Source organism: Roseobacter sp., from assembly GCF_045106495.1.
Lineage (GTDB): Bacteria > Pseudomonadota > Alphaproteobacteria > Rhodobacterales > Rhodobacteraceae > Roseobacter.
Map to the genome: position 1 here is coordinate 1 of NZ_JBGCEQ010000019.1, position 15,145 is coordinate 15,145.

The 15,145-nt window shown below is 55.2% G+C and carries 14 protein-coding genes and 2 pseudogenes; 12 read left to right on the top strand and 4 right to left on the bottom strand.

Annotated features, from left to right (window positions below):
* On the top strand, nucleotides 1-248 hold a 248-nt coding region (locus tag AB8B75_RS12960), incomplete at its 5' end, for a hypothetical protein (RefSeq protein ID WP_405362820.1).
* Here the strand turns inward: AB8B75_RS12960 and AB8B75_RS12965 are convergent.
* A complete protein-coding gene (locus AB8B75_RS12965; protein ID WP_405362821.1) occupies nucleotides 223-936 on the bottom strand; it encodes an IS6 family transposase in 714 nt (237 codons plus the stop codon). The genes AB8B75_RS12960 and AB8B75_RS12965 overlap by 26 nt on opposite strands.
* Nucleotides 937-1,225: 289 nt before the next feature.
* Here AB8B75_RS12965 and AB8B75_RS12970 point away from each other — a divergent pair, with 289 nt between their 5' ends.
* The 4 genes and pseudogenes from AB8B75_RS12970 (at nucleotide 1,226) to AB8B75_RS12985 (ending at nucleotide 4,404) form a co-directional block, all read left to right on the top strand.
* On the top strand, nucleotides 1,226-2,512 hold the full coding sequence (locus AB8B75_RS12970; protein ID WP_405362822.1) for an ATP-binding protein: 1,287 nt from the start codon (nucleotides 1,226-1,228) through the stop codon (nucleotides 2,510-2,512).
* 316 nt (nucleotides 2,513-2,828) lie between these two features.
* Nucleotides 2,829-3,248: a DUF3010 family protein gene (locus AB8B75_RS12975; protein WP_405362824.1), complete on the top strand. Its 420-nt coding sequence runs from the start codon at nucleotides 2,829-2,831 to the stop codon at nucleotides 3,246-3,248.
* Nucleotides 3,249-3,323: 75 nt separating this feature from the next.
* Nucleotides 3,324-3,638, top strand: a pseudogene (locus tag AB8B75_RS12980) (MsnO8 family LLM class oxidoreductase); the annotation flags it as partial.
* A 55-nt stretch (nucleotides 3,639-3,693) separates the two neighbouring features.
* Nucleotides 3,694-4,404, top strand: a complete 711-nt coding sequence (locus tag AB8B75_RS12985) for an IS6 family transposase (RefSeq protein ID WP_405362825.1) — start codon at nucleotides 3,694-3,696, stop codon at nucleotides 4,402-4,404.
* Here the strand turns inward: AB8B75_RS12985 and AB8B75_RS12990 are convergent.
* On the bottom strand, nucleotides 4,348-4,905 hold the full coding sequence (locus AB8B75_RS12990) for a ChbG/HpnK family deacetylase (protein ID WP_405362826.1): 558 nt from the start codon (nucleotides 4,903-4,905) through the stop codon (nucleotides 4,348-4,350). The genes AB8B75_RS12985 and AB8B75_RS12990 overlap by 57 nt on opposite strands.
* 240 nt (nucleotides 4,906-5,145) lie before the next feature.
* Here AB8B75_RS12990 and AB8B75_RS12995 point away from each other — a divergent pair.
* Nucleotides 5,146-5,220, top strand: a pseudogene (locus AB8B75_RS12995) (MerR family DNA-binding transcriptional regulator); the annotation flags it as partial.
* Here AB8B75_RS12995 and AB8B75_RS13000 read toward each other — a convergent pair.
* Nucleotides 5,218-5,526: a DUF1403 family protein gene (locus tag AB8B75_RS13000; protein WP_405362828.1), complete on the bottom strand. Its 309-nt coding sequence runs from the start codon at nucleotides 5,524-5,526 to the stop codon at nucleotides 5,218-5,220. The pseudogene AB8B75_RS12995 and the gene AB8B75_RS13000 overlap by 3 nt on opposite strands.
* Nucleotides 5,527-5,650: 124 nt before the next feature.
* Between AB8B75_RS13000 and AB8B75_RS13005 the strand changes: the two genes are divergently transcribed.
* A complete protein-coding gene (locus AB8B75_RS13005; protein WP_405362829.1) occupies nucleotides 5,651-6,748 on the top strand; it encodes a tyrosine-type recombinase/integrase in 1,098 nt (365 codons plus the stop codon).
* Between the two features lie 46 nt (nucleotides 6,749-6,794).
* A complete protein-coding gene (locus AB8B75_RS13010; protein WP_405362831.1) occupies nucleotides 6,795-7,310 on the top strand; it encodes a transcription termination/antitermination protein NusG in 516 nt (171 codons plus the stop codon).
* A 53-nt stretch (nucleotides 7,311-7,363) separates the two neighbouring features.
* Here AB8B75_RS13010 and AB8B75_RS13015 read toward each other — a convergent pair whose 3' ends face one another.
* Complete coding sequence (locus tag AB8B75_RS13015) at nucleotides 7,364-8,542, bottom strand: replication initiation protein (protein ID WP_405362833.1); 1,179 nt, start codon at nucleotides 8,540-8,542, stop codon at nucleotides 7,364-7,366.
* A 478-nt stretch (nucleotides 8,543-9,020) separates the two neighbouring features.
* Between AB8B75_RS13015 and AB8B75_RS13020 the strand changes: the two genes are divergently transcribed.
* From AB8B75_RS13020 to AB8B75_RS13035, 4 genes are all read left to right on the top strand, one after another.
* Nucleotides 9,021-10,406, top strand: coding sequence for an AAA family ATPase (locus AB8B75_RS13020; RefSeq protein ID WP_405362919.1), 1,386 nt, complete (start codon nucleotides 9,021-9,023; stop codon nucleotides 10,404-10,406).
* Nucleotides 10,393-11,490 (top strand): ParB/RepB/Spo0J family partition protein, encoded by a 1,098-nt coding sequence (locus AB8B75_RS13025; RefSeq protein WP_405362835.1) that lies wholly within the window; start codon nucleotides 10,393-10,395, stop codon nucleotides 11,488-11,490. Before AB8B75_RS13020 ends, AB8B75_RS13025 begins: the two co-directional genes overlap by 14 nt.
* 377 nt (nucleotides 11,491-11,867) lie before the next feature.
* Nucleotides 11,868-13,598: a type I secretion system permease/ATPase gene (locus AB8B75_RS13030; RefSeq protein WP_405362837.1), complete on the top strand. Its 1,731-nt coding sequence runs from the start codon at nucleotides 11,868-11,870 to the stop codon at nucleotides 13,596-13,598.
* Nucleotides 13,595-14,899 (top strand): HlyD family type I secretion periplasmic adaptor subunit, encoded by a 1,305-nt coding sequence (locus AB8B75_RS13035; protein WP_405362838.1) that lies wholly within the window; start codon nucleotides 13,595-13,597, stop codon nucleotides 14,897-14,899. The genes AB8B75_RS13030 and AB8B75_RS13035 overlap by 4 nt, the downstream gene beginning before the upstream one ends.
* Nucleotides 14,900-15,145 lie beyond the last annotated feature (246 nt).

Genomic DNA, 15,145 nt, shown 5'->3' on the forward strand with positions numbered 1-15,145 from the left:
GCGTAGAGGATCACGCTTTTCGGATACTGGCTGCCTTTGAAGTCAATCGTCATCGTCTGATACCTGCTCTCAAATACAAAGGCCTGCGGCTAACACAACTCGACAAGAACGCCCATGTTTCGAAAACTTTGCGACAGAACCGTCAGCAATGCCTTGAACAATTCCGGGTCGGCATCGTCAAGTTATCGGCGCTCCTGGCAGCGAAAGCCGGGGCGCTAGACCTTAGACGGCTTTCAACTCACGCGTGATGTCGTCCCAAATCCAGTGGGCATCGGCTCTGGTTTGGAGATAGGCAGCGGCTGAAAGTGTACGGCGGCGCGGACGGAAGATTGTTTGGACCTGATCATGAACGGAAAGAAATCGCTGGGCTTGTCGCGGTAATTTGAACCTCCCCATGATCTTTTCTCGTCGTCGGGTGGGACGGTGCGACCCTTCGGATCTGTTGTTGAGACCCTTATGGCTGCGGTGCTCTATTCCCGGAGCAAGCTGCTTTAGGGCGGCCCTGTAGCTTCTGAGTTTGTCCGTGACAACAACTCGTGGCTGGCCAAACGCCTTAAAGAGCTTGCGAAAAAACTGAGTGGCGGCTTGATTGTTGCGCCGAGACTGGACGAGGATGTCCAGCACATCGCCCTTGCTATCAACAGCGCGCCACAGCCAATACTTCTTACCGTTTATCGGGAGGACGACTTCGTCCAAGTGCCATTTGTCCGCCACTTTGGGGCGCTCCTGGCGGATCGCCTTGGCATATTGCGACCCAAATTTCGCAACCCAAGCGCGGATCGTCTCGTAGCTGACCACAACACCGCGTGCGGCTAACAGGTCCTCAGCATCGCGCACACTCATGGGAACTCGGTGATAGGCCCAGACGGCGTATCCGATGATTTCAGGTGGAAAACGGTGGCCTGAAAAGGCACCAGATTGCTTGGGTTTGGTCATGCGCCCAAGTACCGGCTCTTGAGATGTACCGCAACTTGACGAGGCCCTTGGTGGCCTTCGGGATGGAAAGCCTCCGCGATTTGCCCGATCGCGACGAGTTAAAGGATGCCAGCTTGGCAGGTTGACATACAGAAGTCCATGTAGTGTGCAAATGGTGAGACTCCTAATGAGCAAATGGTGGAGGTTCTAATGGACAAATGGTGGGTTCTCTAATAAGCGACCAGTGGTAAGGAGCCAGACCTCTCATACGGGATGCGTTCTGCAAAGCACGAAAGGGAAGCACCGATCCATGAGTGATACAGAAGACTATCTGCCAAGACATCTCATTCCAGAGCTTGAAGACGCGATCGTATCAGCGCGTGTGGTTAACCTCATCGGCCCGAGGCAGGTTGGTAAGACGACACTTGTAAGAGACTTGTTTGGCAATGGCCGTTTTATCACTTTGGATGACGCTGCAGTCTTGGCCGCCATTGAAGCGGACCCAGAAGGGCAGCTCACCAGTCTAATGGAAGACCTGGACCACGCACCGCTTATCATCGATGAGGCTCAGCGGTCTAAAAAGCTGGCTCTGGCAATTAAGAGGGTGGTCGATACCAATCGGCGCAAAGGGCAATTTGTACTTACCGGATCCTCCAACGTATTTACGACCACTGACGTAGCTGACTCGCTTGCGGGCAGGATGCGCACACTTAAGCTCTGGCCCTTGTCAGTTGCGGAAGTCAAAAGAGCACCTGTCAGCCGCCTAATGGATTGGGCGATGCAAAATGACCCGAAGCTAGGACAAGTGGCCGATCCAGAGCTGGTCAGCCGCAGCGGCTACATTGATCTCATTTTGGAAGGTGGTTTTCCTGAAACCAGAACGCTGCCCGTCAGATCCCGTCAACGGCAGTATCGGGATTACATCAACGCGGTCGTTGAGCGCGATGTGGCAGATATCACGCCGGTTCGAAAGCCAGATGCCCTGCGTATCCTGATAGACCAAATGGCGGCACGGTCGGCTCAAGAAATCAACGCGTCCGAACTTGCCAAACTGACCAAGCTGCAGCGCGCTACGGTCGAACAATATCTGGATATCCTGATACGGTTATCAATGCTCACCAAGCTGGGTGCCTGGACATCGGGTGAGGGCAAGCGAGAAATCAAGAATCCAAAATATCACTTCGCAGATTCCGGCATAGCCTGTGCCTTGCGCCGTTTCACTGAAGATACCTTTACCATCGATAACAATCCGCAAGCCCTCGGCGGTCTGCTTGAGAGCTTCGTATTGAACGAGATCCAGCGTGCTGTCCCAATGCAGGCCGCTGACTATCGGCTCTACCACTGGCGCAGTGCGGACCAGCGGGAGATTGACATCCTGATCGACGGCGGCAGTCATCTGGTCTGTGTCGAGGTCAAGGCCTCTGCATCGGTCAGCGGTGATGACTTCAAACATCTCAAATGGTTCTCAAAAAACGGGCCTGGAGGCAGCAGGACGTGTACTGGGATCGTGTTTTACTTGGGTCAAGAAAAACTCACCTTTGGCGACAGGAATTTTGCTCTCCCGGTGAGCGCCCTTTGGAGCGACATCAATGCCTAGGTTGGCATATCAAGTTTCATAAGCCCTGCCTTGGTCTTTCCTCATCGTGACTCGGGCCGAGAGCCGCAGGGTAAGGGGTTTGTTGCGACACCGATGTTCAGGTTGGATTTCGCCAATTCTGGTCCAGAGTCGCATTAGAGCTTATGGTTCATGGTGAAGGTCAGGATAACTTCCTGTTATCGTTACTATACAGGATATTTGTCGGTGTATCTTCAGCTTGGCAGAGGGCTAAGGTGTTCTTTCACCCTGCAGCGAAGGTTTGGGTTTTCAGGTCAGCAATATGGTAACGACAAGTTGTCACATGAGGGAGTAACACATGAAAATCTGCGGATGTGAGATATCGGCAAAAGAGGTTCGGCTTGCTGTGGTCTACCTAAATGATGAAAGCAACTTGGAAATGCTTCGCCTGAAGACCACTCGCATAGAACTCGAGGATGACACATCTGAGGCCGATCTAAGATCATTCTTAGCGGATCTTCAGGCGTTTTCCCGAGAACACGAAATCGATACCTTTGTGATTAAAACCCGCGCTAAGAAGGGCCGTATGGCAGGAGGAGCGGTATCCTTCAAAATTGAAACTCTGATTCAACTCGTCGAGGGATGTCACACCAGGTTCGTCAGTCCGGTGGCGCTCGCTCACTTTGCCAAGAAAGACCTTGAGAAATATCCGGAGAAGCTGCCTGTCTATTTGAAGAACGCCTTTCTTTCTGGCGCTCATGCTTTGATGAAGGGATGACTTCCAGTTTAGTGAAGATGGTGAAAACCGGCACGACCAAACCTATGTAGGCACATAGAACACAAGGAATCCAAAGTGCACCATTTCTCTCTGCTTGACCTCGCGCCCATCCCAGAAGGTGGAACAGCTGCTGATGCCCTGAGCAATACGATTGATCTGGCGCGCCATGCGGATGCGAGCGGCTATCATCGCTATTGGCTGGCCGAGCACCACAATATGCCGGGTATCGCCAGTGCCGCGACGGCGGTTGTGATTGGGGCGGTCGCGGCTGCCACAAAAACCATCCGCGTTGGAGCTGGCGGTGTCATGCTCCCAAACCATGCGCCTTTGGTCATTGCTGAGCAATTTGGCACGCTTGCCACGCTCTATCCGGAACGTATTGATCTTGGGGACTGTTGCGTTAACGGTTAAATTTCTGCGATGCTTTTTGTGAAGGAGCCATCTCATGCCAAGTAAGTACCCGTTCAAGCGTCATCGGTTTCCAGCTGCAGTGATCCTCTGCGCCGTGCGGATGTATCTGCGATATCCGTTGTCCTATCAGGATGTTGTTGACCTGCTTGCAGAGCGTGGGCTGGATGTGGATCGATCTACTGTCTACCGATGGGTACAAAAATTCGGTCCTGAATTGGCCAAGCGAACTGAGAAGCACCTGAGACGCAGCAGCCTAGATTGGCACGTCGATGAAACTTACATCCGAGTAGGAGGAAAATGGCGGTACCTTTGGCGGGCAATTGACGCAAATGGCCAGCTGGTGGACTTTCGACTGACAGCGCGACGAGACGCTAGAGCGGCCAAAGCCTTCCTGAAGAAAGCTATTGAACGAGTGCGTTTGCATCGACCCGTATCCATATGTACGGACAAAGCACCCACGTATCGCAAAGTGATCCGCGAGATCAATCACGCCTATGATCCACATTTCGACTCCATAACGCAGATTGATCGCAAGTATCTGAACAACCGCATTGAGAGTGACCACGCTGCTTTGAAAAGGTTGCTTGGTTACCGCCAAACTTTCCGAACATTACGATCTGCGAAGGCGACGTTAGCAGGGATGGAAACGGTCAGAACAATCAAGCGAGGCCACATTCACAACAAAAAACTAGGCGTCCGAGGAGAGATCGAATTCATGCATCAGCTTTTTCAAGTTGCTGCCTGAAACGCGTCCTAGTTTGATAGATTCCGGGCTATCACAATTAACGCAACAGTCCCGATCAAAGTCCTTAAAATGCCGCAGCATATGTGTGCTGACATGGGATGCATTTTCGAACATTGCACAGCCAAGAGAAATCTGCGCTCTGAACTCGTTGGTGATTTCATCAATCGACCACGCAGTATTTGCCAAGGGGAGCCGAATATCCCCTTCGCGCGGCAGTACCAAAGGTAGAAAATTGCCTTGCTCATCAGTCAGACTCGGGGCTGGCGTCAGTGGCCGCCATTTCACAGCATCCCACTCGCTTGTCAGAGTTAGGTGAATGCCGATATCGATTTCGGGATGTAGGTTGAAAAGAGAAGCGGCGTGCGTAGACCAGGGGCAAGGCATCATAACCTCTACACTTCGCGCGATGCCATGTGTACAGGCCTGCAAGCAGCCGATATTTGAAGACCAACTTGAGCCAGCATCATCAGCTCTGATAAGCAATCTGGTACTACTTTTCATAACGTTGACCTCGACACTGTTCAGGCGTTGTCCCGGCGGAGTCACACTGTCTTACAATGAAATATTTGCCTAGGAATAGTTGGCTGATCTCATAGTTCAATAGGCAGGTTCCTGACACCTTTTAGACAACCCCTCAAGGCTTACCGGAGTGCAAAAAGAACTCAAGGCGAACCCTATGATTTTCCTTGACCTAAAGCTGCTTGAGGTCGGTATGACGTTGGTCGGAAGGGACAGCAAAGCATGAAGATTTCAGAGGTCGCCGAACGCACAGGTCTAAGCGTTTCCACGATACGGTTCTATGAGAAATCCGGCCTATGCCCGAAGATCAGGCGTAACGCTGACGGGAAGCGACATTTCTCCAATACGGATATCCGCCTCCCGCGCCAATCGCCCTTCCAGTTTCGACGTCGCGGTGGCGGCGCTCAGCGCCAGCCGGTTGGCGAGCAGTTTCACCGGCACGCCATGCCTGGGATCACTGACCAGCTGATCGAGAACCGTCAGCGCTACCCATGACCGAAAGGCCACAGTTTCAAGGGTTTCCGCACGGCTCGAGGTGACCCAATCCGGCAATTGCGATAGGTTGGTCAAGCCGTTCGAGATGGCTGCAGACTGATAGTCCATGCCACAAGACTATCCCATGGCGGCGCTTTCGTCCAAAATATAGCGCACAAACCGCCCCGCTCTGCCACGCATATATATGTCCAATAAGTTTGCATTATCGGACTAATTAAAGTATCGTCAAAAAATGCCCGATTTTCCCAGAAGAGAACGCACGACTGCGCTTCATGACAGTGCATCAGCAAAGCATGACTCCAGCCAGACGTCTTCCGATGATGCACTGGCTCTCCCCGCCCATGTGGCGGGATCCGGAGCTCTCGATCATCTGGTCGAGACAGCTCGAGATTACGCAAATCAAGCCGCCTCGGACAACACGCTAAAGGCCTATGCCAAGGACTGGGCGCATTTTGCACGCTGGTGCCGCCTGAAGGGAACCGACCCCCTGCCCCCCTCACCGGAATTGATCGGCCTCTATCTAGCGGACCTTGCCAAACCAACGAATGGCGCCCCTGCCCTTTCGGTCAGCACAATCGAACGCCGCCTCTCGGGCATAGGCTGGCATTACACACAACGCGGCTTCTCGCTGGACCGTAAAAACCGCCATATCGCAACGGTTTTCGCCGGGATCAAACGCAAACACGCCCGCCCGCCGGTCCAAAAGGAGGCTATTTTCGCCGAAGACATCCTGAATATGGTCGCAACCCTGAGCTTTGGGCTGTGCGACCTGCGCGATCGTGCCATCTTGCTGATCGGCTACGCGGGGGGATTGCGCCGCTCCGAGATTGTGAGCCTGGATGTGCACAAAGACGACACGCCCGATTCCGGCGGCTGGGTCGAAACCTTCGCCGAAGGGGCCCTGCTCACGCTCAATACCAAAACCGGCTGGCGCGAGATCGAAATCGGCCGCGGGTCGTCTGATCAATCCTGCCCCGTGTACGCGATCGAGCAATGGATGCACTTCGCCAAGATCGACTTTGGCCCTGTGTTCCAACGGGTCACGCGGGACGATCGCAAGGCGACCGGTGCAAGGCTCTCGGACAAACACGTCGCGCGGCTTGTCAAACGCACCGTGCTGGACGCCGGGGTCCGTGACGATCTGCCGGATGCAGAGCGACTGGCCCTGTTTTCTGGCCATTCTCTGCGCGCGGGTCTCGCCAGTTCCGCCCAAGTCGACGAACGCTACGTGCAAAAACACCTCGGCCACGCCTCCGCGGAAATGACACGACGCTACCAGCGGAGACGTGACAGATTTCGCGTGAACATGACCAAAGCTGCGGGGTTATAGCTTTGACTTCAAATGGTTTTTCTTCCAAAACAAGCTTCACAAACAGATGACACAGATTGCCTTATCGGGTACTTGGGGTCTCGCCCAGCTGAAACCAAATTCACATCAGATTGCGCGCCGCAATCTGGAGCGTCAGGGTTTCAATGTCTTTTTGCCGATCTTTGTTCAAACAATGCGCCGCGCCGGCCAATTCAAAACGCAATCGAAACCGCTTTTTCCCGGGTATATCTTTGTCGGCTGGACCACGGGCACGCCGCCCTGGCAATCGGTGAACGCCACGCAGGGCATCACCAAACTCGTCAGTTTCGGCACCCAACCCGCAACTGTGCCACAAGATGTCATGACCGCGCTGCAGGAGCGCTATGATGAAACTGGCGATACAAATCCGACTGTTCCTCTTGAAAAAGGGGATAAAGTGCGCGTGGAATCCGGGCCATTTGTCGATTTTATCGCGCAGGTCGAAACCGTTGATCCAGATCAGCGGGTCTGGTTGTTACTCGATGTGATGGGACGGCAAACGCGGATACTTGAGTCCGCAAAAAACCTTCGCCCAACCGACTGACCCCCCTGCCCTTTCGTGCCGGACCGCCACCGTGACCAGTCACGGACCAAAGCCTAAAGACCGTCAAACGCACCGGGATAAATGTCTTCCCAAAAGGCAATCACCGCCTGCGCATTGAGTGCCGACATCCACCCGTGACGCTCAAAATCCAAACGCGCGCCGGCATCCGTGATGCTGCTCAGGATCAGCCGTTTATCCGCATCCCTCTGGGTCGGTGTGCGTGCGGCCACAAGCTCCTGCACCCGGCCCAACCTTGCCGCTCGTGCGCTCACCGGCGCAGGGGGTCGATCCTCTTTTTCAGCCGGTCGGTAGTCATCCCGCAAGGCCGCTGCCAGGTAGCGCGCCGGGCTTTTCACGTCCGATTGCGCCCCGACATAATCAAGTTTGCCCGCGATCTGAACTTCACCGTGTTCGGTCATCCACTGGCGTGCAAGACGGTCACTGACCCCCATCGCGCGCAGACGATCGTAGACCGGCGCCCGGCGCTGACCCGCGCCATCATCCAAATCCAATATCGCCAATTGCGGATTAGGTTTTATGCTGAAGCGGATATCCGTGACCGCCCTGCCCCGCTTGCGGGTCTCGGGCGTTATCACGATGTTGCTGGTGCGGTTCACTTCCGCGACCGCCGGTTTGATTATCTTGGCGTTCAAATGCTTGTAGATTTCATAGTAGCCGCTGTCGTCCACCCCCATCAGCCGGCGGAATGTGTCCAGCGACCACCAGCCGGTGCTGCCTGTCCGGTGAAACCGATAGCAGTTTTCATAGAGCGCCAGCGCATGGCCACTGGTAAACCGTCGCTGGATGTTGAGGTTGATCAGGGCAAAAACCTTCGGATCAGCCAGCTTTTCGGCCAGTGCCGGGGAATAGGCATATTCACACACGCCTGCCTTGAGCTTGGCGTAGCTGAGCAGGCTGGAGACACCCCATTCCTGCTGGCCCTTGTCATCGAGCATGTCCCATTCAGCAACGGTTTCCGCCAAGCCGCGCAGTGATTGTTTGAGCGTGGCGAAATCGTTGGAGTTATATCCCACCATCAAGCACAGCGTCCGTGCGTCCATCTGAAACGATGGAGCCTGGGTCAGGGTGTCATAGGCGTTTAGCAACAAGACATTGCTGAGCTTGCGCTGCAACAGCGACAGCTTGCCCGATACATGAATCGCGGCCACATGCTTTTTGACAGCGCCGCGTCGCAAAGCGCCCGTCAGTTTCTCTCGCGGAATATCATCCATTGCTCTGTGCCTTTTGAGGCGAGCTTCTAAGAGCTCTTGTGGACAATATTAAACTGAAAAGCACCCGCGTTCAATCCGTTTCCGGATACTTTTACAACAACGGCTGATCCGAGGGCTTCTAAGCCTTAGCCGCCCTAAGGGACCCAGTTACAGGATGGCTGTTCGATCTCCTCGACAGTATTAGGCTCTATATGGGACATTCGAGACTGGAAACCGCGAATCGGTACCTTTGTTCCCGTTTAACGGCACCCATTGTCCTGTATTTGGGTGCCTTTTGTCCTGTATACGCACACCCGAATCCATCTAACAACCAGATTTTATTTGTAAAATTGAGCTCAAAGTCCTTAAACTAGATAAATTCTATAAAGTACTCTGGTCGTTCTTTCAGCTAAAATTCATTATAGTGATTCACATTCTGCAGGTCATGTGTGATAGTTTTGAGTACGGCATAGAAAAACAATTACATCGGCAGTTTTATATGACTTCAAATGAAAAACCTCCCTTGCCCCCTTATATGGGAATAGATCCAGCAAAGGCAGCAGAGCGTCTCGTCGATCCTATCCATACAGCGCGATTCGCGAAAGCCGCAGCTTTCGCGGCGAAAGGTCGGGAAGAGCTTGCAAAAGGCGGTCATGCGCCGGATGGCCAGAAGCGTTTGCGCAAATTTTCAACCTGGGAAGTTTGCCGCTATCTTATCCCCGTGGCTCCCGCTCACTTCCGGAGGGTTCTGAAAGCGCATCCTGAATTGCCTCAAGGGACAGGCGAGGGTAACTCCAAGTGGTTTGCATTGGAAGAGATCATTCGGTTGCGTGAACATTTTGCGACGGAGGGCGCGGCCCATCGCGAATACCGACCCTATCGACCAGAAGGATTGGACGCAAAAGTCTTGGCCGTGGCCAACTTCAAGGGTGGCGTTGGCAAGACATCCACCTGCGCGCATCTTGCCATGTCTGCTGCCCTGGATGGGTATAAAGTCCTGGTGATTGATCTTGATAGTCAAGGATCCCTGACCAGCATCATGGGCGGGCAGGTTCAGGATGAATGGGAGACGGCCTTCCCCATTTTAGCCCGTGATTTCGCCAAGCATCAGGAGCGGGAAAATGAGGTTCGAGTCGCGCGTGGCGACCCTCCTGCTGCCCTGGATGAGACGCTTACAGAGGCGTTGAAGGTTTCGCCGCGAAACCTCATCCAAAAGACGCACTGGCCTAACATCGACCTCATCGGAGCACAGCTTAATCTATATTGGGCCGAGTTTCAGGTGCCGGTTTGGCGCATGCAGAGCAGGACCTGGCCCCTCTGGGATGCATTAACCAATGGGCTTGAGGACGATGGCATATTATCGGAATACGATTTGATATTTCTTGATACGCCACCTGCACTTGGCTATCTCACCATTAATGCTTTGGCGGCGGCCGATATTCTGATAGTTCCGCTCGGGGCTTCTTTCCTGGAGTTTGATTCCACGGGGCGATTTTTTGATATGCTCTACTCGACTTTCGCCAGCATTGAGGAAGGTGAAAACACGCAGCGGCGCAAGCTGGGCCTTGATGACGTCAAGTTCGAATGGGATGCAGTACGCATTTTGGTCACACGTTTCGATGCAGCACAACAAACCGACCTGGCCAATGTGATTCAAGCCTATTTTGGCGACCTGATGACCACATTCCGTCAGGATGTAACGGCGATGGTCGGGCAGGCTGGCGAGCAGGTCAACGGGATCTACGAGGCGGATTATCGAGACTTTAACAGGGATACTTATGTTCGCGGAAGAGAAACGTTTGACAGGACTTGGGCAGAAGTGAAGGAGCTCATTTTAGGGGCCTGGTGGCGTGACGAGCAGGAGATGAAAAATGGCAAAACGTAGAAAGATTGCAGCACCTAGCGCGGATGACCTGACCCGCATCGAAGATGAGTTTCGCCGCGAAACCCTTAACACGCCGAACCCTGCGTTAGCGCCAATTTCACAGGTTTCTGCAGAGGCCGCGCAGGCCCAGCCGGTGCTGGACGCCGAAACGCGTGCAAAGCAGGCGCAACAGGAAGCGGATGCCACAGCACTGGAGGATGCGAAAGGGCAGGGGCGTTTGATCGAAAACATCCCTTTGGACGACATTCTGGCCGACGCGATGGTGCGTGACCGGACTGTGATCGACCCCAATGACATGTCCGAACTGAAGGCCTCGATCGCGGCGCATGGGCTACGGCTCCCGATTGAGGTGTTTCGCCGGGACGACCCGGAACAACCATTTGGTTTGCTCTCGGGGTATCGGAGGCTCTGGGCCATCCGGGAACTCTTCGGCCTGACGGGTGCTGAGAAGTACAAGACCATCAAATCGCTGGTGCGGGACCCTGAAGCGCTTGGCGGTGGCTTTGCAGCGATGGTTGAGGAAAACGAGGTGCGCGCTTCGCTGTCTCACTATGAGCGCGGTCGCATCGCGGTTGTCGCAGCACAGCAGGGGGCTTTCCCGAGCACGGAGAAGGCTGTCTCCAGTTTGTTCAGTGTGGCGAGCAAAGCCAAGCGCTCGAAAATCCGATCCTTCTCTCTCATCTTCGAAGAGTTGGGCGATCTGCTCGAGTTCCCTGAAAGCCTAAAGGAGCGCGACGGTCTGCGTTTGTCAGCCGCGTTGAGAAACGGCGCAGAGGCGGATCTGCGGGATGCTTTGGCCAAAGTGCAACCTGCATCCGCGGAAGCGGAATGGGCCTGTATGGCCTCGGTGATAGATGCCTTTGAAATTACCGGTGCTGTGGAAAAGAAGGGGGGGCGCCCAAAGAAACAAGCGCCGCAGATTGGCTGGGCCGGTCAGGACACGCTGCATTTGTCCAGTGGCGTCACGCTCCAATATGGCACAGATGCTCAAGGGTACGTGATCCGCCTGAAGGGCAGGGGGGTTGATGGCGCTTTGGTGGAACGCGCGATGGAGCATTTGCGCTACTTGTTTGAGAAGGGATGATTCGACCTCTTGCGCAAACGAAAAAACCTAAATAACGTATTGTTTTTAAATTAAAAATTTTTTTCTACGGATCTTTTGACCTACGGCCTGTGGTCTCTGGAACGCGGTTCTCCGCATCGGCGGAAAAATGCGCGAAGGGGAGATTTACCGCTGATGCCGTAGCAAAAAACCTATCGGAAGTAGTTTAATTCGGGTACAGGACCCGGCAAAAGCGCATTTTTCAACCCAGGCAAGAGGTTTATTAAGCATCTTCCAACCTAATAGGCGCGTTGGCTTGCTTTGGTGTGGCGCTTTTTGCATTTTCGTCGTGTTCAGAGTTTGGTAGAGTTTGCCATTGTTTATGCAAGCTCAAGAGCTCAGCAATAAGAGGTAGATCCGTGTCAGGTGTCGAAAACTCTCAGGTCAGCGAATTGACCAAAGCCCGGAATGCCGGGTCGTCGTTCATATCCGTCAGCTTTTTGTTCAGTATTTTCGTGAACCTGCTGATGCTGACCGGTCCCTTGTTCATGTTGCAGGTCTATGACCGGGTGCTGGGCTCCGGCTCGGAAGAAACGCTGGTGGCGCTCTTTGTGCTGGTGGGCTTCCTCTATGGGCTGATGGCCATGCTGGATTATGCTCGAGGTCGGATCATGGCGCGGTTTGGCGCCCGGTTCCAAGCCTTGCTGGACGGCCGGGTCTTTAGTGCGACGCTCAATCTGGCCGGCAAGCGGCGCCCTTCCGAGATTACCGGGTTGCGGGATGTTGAAGCGATCCAGACCGTGTTCAGTTCGCCGGTTTTTCTGGCGTTGATGGACATGCCCTGGTCGCCGATTTTTATTGCTGCCATTTTCATTTTCCATCCGATGCTGGGCTGGCTGGCCGTTGCGGGGGCTTTGGTGCTGACCATTCTCGCTATTGTGAACCAGGTGTTGACGCACCGGAAGGTGGCGCGGGCACAGGCGGCCTCCAACGGGGCGCAGGTCTTTGCGGATCAGGCGCAGATCGCTCATGAGGTTGTGCAAGCACAAGGCATGCGCGGTGCCGTGACCGAGCGCTGGCTGAAGCGCCGCAATGAGGCCTTGCAGGAAAAGATTTCATCTAACGACTGGACCGGCAGTTTCACGGCGGTTACCAAATCCTTCCGCCTGTTCCTGCAATCGGCGATGTTGGCGGTGGGCGCCTATCTGGTGTTGAAGGGCGAATTGACCGCTGGTGCGATGATTGCAGGCTCGATCCTGTTGGGTCGGGCACTGGCACCGATCGAGCAATCGCTGGGCCAGTGGCCCCTGATCCAGCGCGCGCGCATGGCCTGGATATCGCTCGGCAAGCTTTTGTCTGAACAGCCGCAGCCGGGCCGCTATGTGAACTTGCCGGAGCCGGAGTCCAGCCTTCTGGTGCGCAATGTGACGTTGATCCCACCGGGCAGCCAAGTGCCGACGCTGCGCAATGTGTCGTTGCAGGTCAAGCCGGGCTCTGCGGTTGGTCTGATCGGCAAAAGTGGCTCGGGCAAATCGACGCTGGCCAAGGCGATCATGGGGCTGTGGACGCCTGCTGCGGGCGAGGTGCGTCTGGGTGGTGTCGAGCTGAAGCACTATGACCCGGACCGCCTGGGCGGCTACATCGGCTATTTGCCGCAACAGGTGACGCTGTTGCCGGGCACCATTGCGGAGAACATTGCGCGCATGGCGGTGCAGCCGGATGACGAGCGCGTCGTTGAAGCGGCGAAAAAGGCCAATGCGCATGAGATGATTATTCAGCTGCCTGACGGGTACAACACCTATGTCGAAGGCAATGAGAACCAGTTGTCTGGCGGTCAGCGTCAGAGGGTCGCGCTGGCGCGCGCGGTTTTTGGCACGCCTGTGTTGCTGGTTCTGGACGAGCCGAACTCGGCGCTGGATGTGGATGGGTCGAATGCCCTCAATCAGGCGGTACGAGACCTCAAGGCCGACGGAAAATCGGTGATCATCATGACGCACCGGCCGATGGCGATTTCCGAATGTGATGAGTTGATTGTGATGGATAAGGGTATGATCGTGGATGCAGGACCGCGCGATGAAGTGCTGCGCAAGCAGCTGAAAAATGCGGAATCAATCAAGCGGGTGCTTAAACCCGTGGGAGCGGCATCATGATGATGGCAGCCCCGCCGCCGCCGCCATGGCGTGCCCGGTTTCCAATGATCGTGGGCGGTGTGGCCCTGGTCGTTTTGGTTGGAGGTCTGGGCTACTGGAGCGTCAGCACGCAGCTGGCAGGGGCGGTGATTTCATCGGGTCGGCTTGAGGTCGAAACCAAGCGTCAGGTCATTCAGCATCCCGATGGCGGCGTTGTGGGCGCGATCATGGCGCGCAATGGCGATTTGGTCGAAGCCGGCGGTACGCTGGTGCAGTTCGACGCGACATTGCTGAACTCCGAGCTCGCGATTGTGCGCGGGCAGCTACACGACATTGCTGCGCGCAAAGCACGGCTAGAGGCAGAGCGCGACGATACGGATGAGGTTGTATTCCCCGACTGGCTGATGGCGCAGGAAGCGGAAGATGTTCAGGACGCGATCCGCGGCCAGACCCGGCTTTTCGAGGCGCGTCGGGTCTCCATGGAGCGCGAAACCGAACAGCTTGCCGAGCGACGCAGTCAGTACGAGTTTGAGATCGAGGGGATCGCGGCACAGCTGGAAGCGTTGAAAACGCAGCAGGTGCTCATTGCGCAAGAGTTGAGTGATCAGATCAGTCTTTTGGACCGGGGGTTGACGCAGGCGACACGGGTATCGACCCTGCGCCGCGAAGAAGCCCGCTTGTTGGGCGAGATCGGTGGCCTGAAAGCCTCATCTGCGCAGCTGCGCGGCAGTGTGGCCGAGGTCAATATCGAAGTGATCAAGCTCAAGACCACGCAGCGGGAAGAGGCGATCACGACCTTGCGGGATCTCGATTTCCGCGAGATCGAGCTGACGGAACGGTTGCTGGGTCTGGATGAACGACTGTCGCGTCTCAGCGTGACCTCACCGGTCAGCGGCGTGATTTACGGTAGCGAGGTTTTTGCGCTGCAATCGGTTGTACAGGCCGGTGCGCCGATGATGTATGTGGTGCCGCAGGATCAGCCGATGGTGATCGAGGCGCGGATCGACCCGACGAATGTGGACCAGATTTATCGTGGTCAGGAAGCCGGGTTGCGCTTTACCGCCTTTGAAAGCCGGACAACGCCTGAGCTCATTGGCTCGGTAGTGGATTTCTCTGCGGATGCCATCACAGATCAGGTGACCGGACAGATCTACTACAGCGTCGAGGTATTGCCCAATGAGGGCGAGCTGGAAAAGCTGGGCGACAATACCTTGATCCCAGGTATGCCCGTTGAAGTGTTCATCAAGACGAATGAACGCACGCCTTTGGATTACCTGACCAAACCACTGACGGATTACTTCACCCGTTCGATGCGCGGCTGATCTGCGGCGCGACCCGGTATCAGTTGTTTTGATCCGGGTGCGGCCTTTGATTGTTGGGCGGTAACTGCGTGCTAACGCCTGCGGGAACGCTTCTGGAGCGCTGCACATGCGTTCAAGGCAGCGCGGGGATGGGTCACACAGCTACCAGAAGCGGGCACCGAGCCACTACGCGGGCCGGTGTGTGTCTTGGGAGTTGTTCGAGCACACACATCTCGCATAATCGTCGCCAACGGCTTTCCAGGGCGC